The sequence below is a fragment of the Streptomyces sp. NRRL B-24085 genome (assembly GCF_001282115.1).
GTDB lineage: Bacteria > Actinomycetota > Actinomycetes > Streptomycetales > Streptomycetaceae > Streptomyces.
The window spans coordinates 1-7,937 of sequence record NZ_LJBR01000317.1 but is presented as its reverse complement, the minus strand read 5'-3'; the positions used below and the strand labels follow the sequence as shown (position 1 = coordinate 7,937).

Genomic DNA, 7,937 nt, shown 5'->3' with positions numbered 1-7,937 from the left:
GCGTGGGCAGACTGGAGGTACTCACGCCCCCATTGTGGCCCGCGCCCGCCGCGCGACACGCCCCGACGGGCGACTCGCGGCACGACTCGCCGGCCGCACGGCACGACCCGGCCGACCACCGGCGGCCGAGCAGGCGCTCAGCCGCCCTGACCCCGGCCCGCCCCGGCCACGTCCGGCCGTTCGACGCCGGACACGCCCGGACGTCCGCCGCGCGACACGCCCGGCCGTCGGTCACGGACGCGCCCGACTGTCCGCCGCCGCATGCCGCCGTACGCGTCCAGCCGTCCGCCCCCGTGCGCGTCTAGCTGTCCGTCGCCGGAGCGGACGCCTCCGGTGACGTGGACGCCGGCTTGCAGCCCGACTGCTCGGACAGTGCCTTCTTGGTGTCGCCCGACTCCAGGTCCTTCAGCGCGGCGAGCGCGGTCTGGCGCTGCGTCTCCACCTTCGTCATCTCGGCGGAGACGTCCTTGAGACCGGTCGCGAACTTAGCCTGGTCCTTGGTGTCGAGCCCGTCCACCTGCGTCTTCATGTCGGCGTAGGACGCCGAGAGGGCCGTGAGCTGCTTGACGGCCTCCTGGAGCTTCTTCGCGCCGTCCTCGGCACCGGGAGGCGCCCCGGCGTTCTTGATGACCGTGGCGCGCGCCTTGTAGCCGTCGGACAGGTCCTGGAAGGCCTGGGAGTCGGCCTTCTGGAGCTCCGCCGGGGTGCTCTCGGTGTCCTCGGCCGCCTTGGTGATCGCGTCGTAGGCCGCCGTGATCTTCTTGTTCTGGGCCGGCACCAGGTCACAGACCTTCTTGGCCCAGGCGTCGAGTTCCTTGTTGTCCTCGCTGCCACCGCATCCCGTCAGTGCCAGCACCAGTACCGCACCGCCGGACAGTGCGGCCGCGAGCTTCTTGTTCACCGGATCGGTCCCTTCCGTGGCCTCTCAGCCCCCGGACCTTACACAGCGCACGCACCACACTCACACACCGAAAATCCCGTATAGGAGCCTTCTGCGGCTTTTGCACCAGGAGAGAGAAGCCTCACGGCCGGGCGGCGCGCACGCGCAGGGCGGGCGTGCGGCGCTTGAACGCGCGCCGCACGCCCGCCCTTTGAGCTGGGCCTCGTGCCAGGACCTACGAAACCACCGCGGGGTCCGCCGACTTGGCCACCTTCTTGTCGTTGTCTTCGTCACCCACGGCGATGCCGCGCCGCTTGGAGACGAAGACCGCGCCGGCGATCACGAGGAACGCGAGCACGGCGATGAGGATGCGCACGCCGATGCTCTTGTCGTCGCCGTAACTGAACTTGATCACCGCGGGGGCGATCAGCAGCGCCACCAGGTTCATCACCTTCAGCAGCGGGTTGATCGCGGGGCCCGCGGTGTCCTTGAAGGGGTCGCCGACGGTGTCGCCGATCACGGTCGCGGCATGGGCCTCGCTGCCCTTGCCGCCGTGATGGCCGTCCTCGACGAGCTTCTTGGCGTTGTCCCAGGCACCGCCGGAGTTGGCGAGGAAGACCGCCATGAGCGTGCCCGCCCCGATCGCGCCCGCCAGGAACGCGCCGAGGGCGCCGACCCCGAGCGTGAACCCGATGAAGATGGGTGCCGTCACCGCGAGCAGCCCGGGCGTGGCGAGCTCGCGCAGGGCGTCCCTGGTGCAGATGTCGACGACCTTGCCGTACTCCGGCTCCTCGGTGTGGTCCATGATCCCGGGGTGCTCGCGGAACTGCCGCCGCACCTCGTAGACCACGGAGCCCGCCGACCGCGACACCGCGTTGATCGCCAGCCCCGAGAAGAGGAAGACGACCGCCGCGCCGGCGATGAGGCCGACGAGGTTGTTGGGCTGCGAGATGTCCATCATCAGGCTCATCGGCGCGCCCGCCCCGCTGAGCTTCTCGCCGACGTCCTGCGCGCCGGTCGTGATCGCGTCACGGTACGACCCGAAGAGCGCCGACGCCGCGAGGACCGCGGTGGCGATGGCGATGCCCTTGGTGATGGCCTTGGTGGTGTTGCCGACGGCGTCCAGGTTGGTGAGCACCTGCGCGCCCGCGCCCTCGACGTCCCCGGACATCTCGGCGATGCCCTGGGCGTTGTCGGAGACCGGCCCGAAGGTGTCCATGGCGACGATCACACCCACCGTGGTGAGCAGGCCGGTGCCGGCCAGCGCCACGGCGAACAGCGCCAGCATGATCGACGTGCCGCCGAGCAGGAAGGCTCCGTAGACGCCGAGGCCGATCAGCAGGGCGGTGTAGACGGCCGATTCCAGACCGACGGAGATACCGGCGAGGACGACGGTGGCGGGCCCCGTGAGCGAGGTCTTGCCGATGTCCCTGACCGGGCGGCGGTTGGTCTCGGTGAAGTAGCCGGTGAGCTGCTGGATGACGGCGGCGAGCAGGATGCCGATGGCCACCGCGACGAGCGCGAGGATCCGCGGGTCCCCGTCCTTGCCGCTGATCGCCGAGTCGGTGATGCCGTCGAGGTCGGCGTACTTCCCCGGGAGGTAGACGAAGACGGCGATCGCCACCAGCACGAGCGAGATCACCGCGGAGATGAAGAACCCGCGGTTGATCGCGGACATGCCGCTGCGGTCGGAGCGGCGCGGGGCCACCGCGAAGATGCCGATCATCGCGGTGATCACGCCGATCGCCGGGACGAGCAGCGGGAAGGCGAGTCCGGAGTCGCCGAAGGCCGCCTTGCCGAGGATCAGCGCGGCGACCAGCGTCACGGCGTACGACTCGAAGAGGTCGGCCGCCATGCCCGCGCAGTCGCCGACGTTGTCGCCCACGTTGTCGGCGATGGTCGCGGCGTTGCGCGGGTCGTCCTCCGGGATGCCCTGCTCGACCTTGCCGACCAGGTCGGCGCCGACGTCGGCGGCCTTGGTGAAGATGCCGCCGCCGACCCTCATGAACATCGCGATGAGCGCCGCGCCGAGACCGAAGCCCTCCAGGACCTTCGGCGCGTCGGCGGCGTACACCAACACCACGCAGGAGGCGCCCAGCAGACCGAGCCCCACCGTGAACATGCCGACGACGCCGCCCGTACGGAAAGCGATCTTCATGGCTTTGTGGGAGACGGCGGTGAGATCCTTTTCCGGCTCGCCTTCCGCCGGAGTGGCTTCTCGCGCCGCCGCGGCCACACGCACATTGCTGCGCACGGCGAGCCACATGCCGATATAGCCGGTGGCTGCCGAGAACGCCGCACCGATCAAGAAGAACACGGATCGGCCTGCGCGCTGATTCCAGTCGTCCGCGGGCAGCAGCATGAGCAGGAAGAACACGACGACGGCGAATACGCCGAGCGTGCGCAACTGGCGGGCCAGATAGGCGTTCGCGCCTTCCTGGACCGCCGCCGCGATCTTCTTCATGCTGTCGGTGCCCTCGTCGGCCGCGAGCACCTGGCGCACCAGGACGCCTGCCACGACGAGCGCCGCCAGGGCGACGACCGCGATGACCGCGATCAGCACCCGGTTGTCGTCGGTGAGCACCGCGGCCGCGAGGGTGGTTGTGGGCTGGTCCAACTGATCAGGGGTAGAAAGCCCCGCCATTCGTCCTCCTTGACGCTTGGGCTGAGCTCAAGATGTGGACGGATTGTAGGTACCCCGCCGTGATCAAAACAGGGCGCGGTAAACGGAATTAGCCTTTACGGAACCTGAAAGCAGTAATGCCCTGAAGGCATTGTGATCCATTCGCTTGATCGTGAATTGCTTCACGAAATGGACCCACGGACCACTGTAGACACAGAAATGGCCCCGTGACATGCCGAAGGGCCCTAACGGGTAGGGCCCTTCGGTGCAGGAAAACGGGGTACGCGTCAGGGAAGCGTCGCGGCCGGCGGCGTGGTCGGCCAGGTCATACGGATCTGTCCGCCATGCTCCCCTGCGGTGACCTCGACGTCGTCGACGAGGCCGCTGATGACCGCGAGGCCCATCTCGTCCTCCTCGGTCTCCGCGTCGGGCTCCTCGCCCGGTGCGCCCGGCGCCCGGTGGCCCGGGGCCGAGCGCGGTGCCTCGTCGCCGACCTCGATGGAGAACTGCTTCTCCTCCTCGATCAGCAGCACCTGGACCGGCGCGGTGATGCCGCCGCTCTGGTGCAGTCCGACGGCACGGGTGCAGGCCTCGCCGACGGCGAGCCTGACCTCGTCGAGGACGGCCTCGTCCACTCCGGCCCTGCGCGCCACCGCTGCCGCCACCAGTCGGGCGGTCCTGACGTGCTCGGGCAGCGCGCTGAAACGGAGTTCAACGGTGGCCATGCGTCCCCCTCGGAACTACGGGCGTGCTGTCAGGGGACCGGGCCGCCGAAAGCCCGGACCCCTTCCATTGCTTCTGTCGGCGTCCTTCTGGCGCTCCGGGCACGGGCCCGGGAACGGGTCAGTCGGTCGCCGCCACCGCTTCCTCGACCGAGGTGTGGATCGGGAACACCTTGGTGAGGCCGGTGATACGGAAGATCTTGAGAATGCGCTCCTGGTTGCAGACCAGGCGCAGCGAGCCCTCATGGGCGCGCACCCGCTTCAGTCCGCCGACCAGTACGCCGAGCCCGGTGGAGTCGAGGAAGTCCACGCCCTCCATGTCGACGACAAGGTGGAAACTGCCGTCGTTCACCAGCTCGACCAACTGCTCGCGCAGCTTGGGCGCGGTATATACGTCGATTTCGCCACCGACCCTGACGATCGTGCGATCGCCGACGGTCTCGGTCGACAGGGACAGGTCCACGGATCCTCCAGCACCTTGCTATCGAGCGGTCGCCCCTCGGGACACCTCGGCAGAGCCCCCGGGACGGTTCGCCAGCCGCGATGGCATTCAATCACTTACCGGCAGGCGTGCACGACGCCTTGGTCCCATTGTCCGTCACGCCAGTGACACACTCGGTGCCGATGGCCAAGAATCTCCGATCCGATCGACCCTCGACGGACGCCGGTCCCCGCCCCACGCCGAGCACGGTCCTGGACCGGCTCGCCGCCGGGCCGAACCGGGCTGCGCGCATCACTCATACGGAGCACTTGCCCCCACGTGCGGGTCGCCATGCAGTCTGGCCCGACCGGATCCGTTCGGAGGTCATCGCGGCCGTCCAGGCCTGCGGCATCGATCACCCCTGGGCCCACCAGGCACGCGCCGCCGAGCACGCGCTGGACGGCGAGTCGGTCGTGGTCGCCACCGGCACCGCCTCCGGCAAGTCCCTGGCGTACCTCGTACCGGTCCTCTCCACACTCCTGGAGGGCTCCGAGGCCCCGAACGGCCGCGGCGCCACCACGCTCTACCTGTCCCCCACGAAGGCCCTCGCGGCGGACCAGTGCCGCTCGGTGAAGGAACTTTCACAACCGCTGGGCAATTCCGTGCGCCCCGCGGTCTACGACGGCGACACGCCGTTCGAGGAACGCGAGTGGATCCGCCAGTACGCCAACTACGTGCTGACCAACCCGGACATGCTGCACCGCGGGATACTCCCGTCCCACTCCCGCTGGTCCTCCTTCCTGAAGGCGCTCAAGTACGTCGTCATCGACGAGTGCCACACCTACCGGGGCGTGTTCGGCTCCCACGTCGCCCAGGTGCTGCGCCGCCTGCGCCGCCTCTGCGCCCGCTACGGCGCCTCACCCGTCTTCCTGCTCGCCTCCGCGACCGCCGCCGAGCCGTCGGTCGCCGCCCGCCGCCTCACCGGCCTCCCGGTGGTCGAGGTGGCCGACGACGCCTCCCCGCGCGGCGAACTGGTGTTCGCTCTCTGGGAGCCCCCGCTCACCGAGATGCAGGGCGAGAAGGGCGCCCCGGTCCGCCGCACGGCCACGGCGGAGACGGCCGACCTCCTCACCGATCTGGCCGTGCAGGGCGTGCGCTCGGTCGCCTTCGTCCGCTCCCGGCGCGGCGCCGAGCTGATCTCCGTGATCGCCCAGGAGCGGCTGGCCGAGGTCGACCGCACCCTGGCCCGCCGCGTGGCCGCGTACCGCGGGGGCTATCTCCCCGAGGAGCGCCGCGCCCTGGAACAGGCCCTCCATTCGGGGGAGCTGCTGGGTCTGGCCGCCACCACCGCCCTGGAACTCGGCATCGACGTCTCGGGCCTGGACGCCGTACTCATCTCCGGCTACCCCGGCACGCGCGCGTCCCTGTGGCAGCAGGCCGGCCGGGCCGGACGGGCGGGCCAGGGCGCGCTGGCCGTCCTGGTGGCACGCGACGACCCGCTGGACACCTTCCTCGTCCACCACCCCGAAGCCCTGTTCGACCGGCCCGTGGAGTCCACGGTCCTCGACCCCGACAACCCCTACGTCCTCGCCCCGCACCTGTGCGCGGCCGCGGCCGAACTGCCGTTGACGGACGAGGACATGGAGTTGTTCGGACCGGAGACGGAGAGCCTGCTCGGGCAGCTGGAGGCCGCGAAGCTGCTGCGCAGGCGCACCAAGGCCTGGCACTGGACCCGCCGCGAGCCGGCCGCCGACCTGGCCGACATCCGCGGGGAGGGCGGCCGGCCCGTCCAGATCGTCGAGTCCGGCACGGGCCGCCTCCTCGGCACGGTCGACGCGGGCTCCGCCCACACCGCCGTCCACGAGGGCGCGGTCCACCTCCACCAGGGCCGCACCTATCTCGTCCGCTCCCTGGACCTGGACGACGCGGTCGCCCTGGTCCAGGAGGCGAACCCGCCCTACTCGACGGTCGCCCGCGACACGACCTCCATCACCGTCCTGGAGACGGACACCGAGATCCCCTGGGGCGACGGCCGCCTGTGCTACGGCTCCGTCGAGGTCACCAACCAGGTCGTCTCCTTCCTCCGCCGACGCATCGTCACCGGTGAGGTGCTGGGCGAGACGAAACTCGACCTCCCTCCTCGTACGCTCCGGACGCGCGCGGTGTGGTGGACGGTCACCGAGGACCAGCTCGACGAAGCCCGGATCGACCCGGAGATCCTCGGCGGCGCCCTGCACGCCGCCGAACACGCCTCCATCGGCCTCCTCCCCCTCTTCGCGACCTGCGACCGCTGGGACATCGGCGGGGTCTCCATCCCCCTCCACCCCGACACGCTGCTCCCCACGGTCTTCGTCTACGACGGCCACCCGGGCGGCGCGGGCTTCGCGGAGCGCGCCTTCCACACCGCCCGCGCCTGGCTCACCGCCACCCGTGAGGCCATCGCCTCGTGCGAGTGCGACGCCGGCTGCCCGTCCTGCATCCAGTCCCCCAAGTGCGGCAACGGCAACGATCCGCTGCACAAGAGGGGAGCGGTACGGCTCCTCACGGTGCTGCTGCGGGGGGCGCCGGAGGAGGGGCCTCCCGGGGAGCCGGCAGCACCGGTCCCGCAGGGCCCGCCCGCGCCCTGACCTCCGCCGTGAACGGCCCCCGTCCCGAGGCGGCCGTCACGTCGGAGACCTCGCCGACCATCGTGCACCGCACGAGCCGCGCTCCCTGTTCCCGCGCCACGTCCTCCGCACGGGCGCAGGCCGTCTGCGGCCCGTCCGCCCAATGGTCGGCCGCCGCGAGCGCCGCGAGATCCGCCCCACCGGCCGCTCGGTGCCGTACGACGACGGCCTGCCCGAGCGCCAGCACGCCCCCGAACACCACGCACAGCACCGCGATGGCACCGACACTCCAGACGGTGGCCGAACCCCGGTCCGAACGGACGGCGACGAGGTGGGCACGGGCCCGACGAGCGGCCAGGCGGCAGGCGTTGGCGGCCAGCGCGTCGCCTAGGTGGGCGGCCGAGAACCGCGCGCAGACCGGACCGGTTGCGGCGAACCGGGAGCCGGCCATGCCCGCCTTCGCACACCGGGCTCCCCCAAGCCGCACTACGGCGAACCGGACGCCGGCGCCACGGACAGCGGCCAACAGCCCGTCGGCGAACCGTACGGCGGCCAACAACCCGTCGGCGAACCGCACAGCGGCCACCCGCGCACCGGCGAACCGCCCACCACCGGACCGGGCAACCACGTACCACCCGGCGGCACCCTCGTGCTCCCGCATTCCCCCGCTCATCCCCCTTCCCCC

Annotated in this window: 6 protein-coding genes and 1 pseudogene; 2 read left to right on the top strand and 5 right to left on the bottom strand. The window is 70.9% G+C overall.

Annotated elements, in window-relative coordinates:
- Positions 1–305 (top strand): annotated as a pseudogene (locus AOJ26_RS44595) (hypothetical protein); the annotation flags it as partial.
- Here AOJ26_RS44595 and AOJ26_RS30390 read toward each other — a convergent pair.
- The 4 genes from AOJ26_RS30390 to bldG form a co-directional block, all read right to left on the bottom strand.
- The gene (locus AOJ26_RS30390) at positions 302–901 is read right to left on the bottom strand and encodes a hypothetical protein (RefSeq protein WP_053851578.1); all 600 of its coding nucleotides are present in this window, start codon (positions 899–901) and stop codon (positions 302–304) included. The pseudogene AOJ26_RS44595 and the gene AOJ26_RS30390 sit on opposite strands and share 4 nt — an antisense overlap.
- A gap of 214 nt (positions 902–1,115) precedes the next feature.
- A complete protein-coding gene (locus AOJ26_RS30385; protein WP_053851577.1) occupies positions 1,116–3,524 on the bottom strand; it encodes a sodium-translocating pyrophosphatase in 2,409 nt (802 codons plus the stop codon).
- 266 nt (positions 3,525–3,790) lie between these two features.
- On the bottom strand, positions 3,791–4,228 hold the full coding sequence (locus AOJ26_RS30380) for an ATP-binding protein (RefSeq protein WP_053851576.1): 438 nt from the start codon (positions 4,226–4,228) through the stop codon (positions 3,791–3,793).
- Positions 4,229–4,346: 118 nt separating this feature from the next.
- The gene (gene bldG / locus AOJ26_RS30375; RefSeq protein WP_006132569.1) at positions 4,347–4,688 is read right to left on the bottom strand and encodes an anti-sigma factor antagonist BldG; all 342 of its coding nucleotides are present in this window, start codon (positions 4,686–4,688) and stop codon (positions 4,347–4,349) included.
- Positions 4,689–4,768: 80 nt separating this feature from the next.
- Here bldG and AOJ26_RS30370 point away from each other — a divergent pair, with 80 nt between their 5' ends.
- Positions 4,769–7,273, top strand: coding sequence for a DEAD/DEAH box helicase (locus AOJ26_RS30370; protein WP_078960080.1), 2,505 nt, complete (start codon positions 4,769–4,771; stop codon positions 7,271–7,273).
- Here AOJ26_RS30370 and AOJ26_RS30365 read toward each other — a convergent pair.
- Positions 7,188–7,610: an Rv3654c family TadE-like protein gene (locus tag AOJ26_RS30365; RefSeq protein WP_234358705.1), complete on the bottom strand. Its 423-nt coding sequence runs from the start codon at positions 7,608–7,610 to the stop codon at positions 7,188–7,190. The two genes, AOJ26_RS30370 and AOJ26_RS30365, sit on opposite strands and share 86 nt — an antisense overlap.
- Positions 7,611–7,937: the final 327 nt, after the last annotated feature.

Coding starts and splice junctions, on each gene's coding strand:
- AOJ26_RS30385 (WP_053851577.1), bottom strand. CDS start 3,524: ATGGCGGGGCTTTCTACCCCTGATCAGTTGGACCAGCCCACAACCACC.
- AOJ26_RS30380 (WP_053851576.1), bottom strand. CDS start 4,228: ATGGCCACCGTTGAACTCCGTTTCAGCGCGCTGCCCGAGCACGTCAGG.
- AOJ26_RS30370 (WP_078960080.1), top strand. CDS start 4,769: ATGGCATTCAATCACTTACCGGCAGGCGTGCACGACGCCTTGGTCCCA.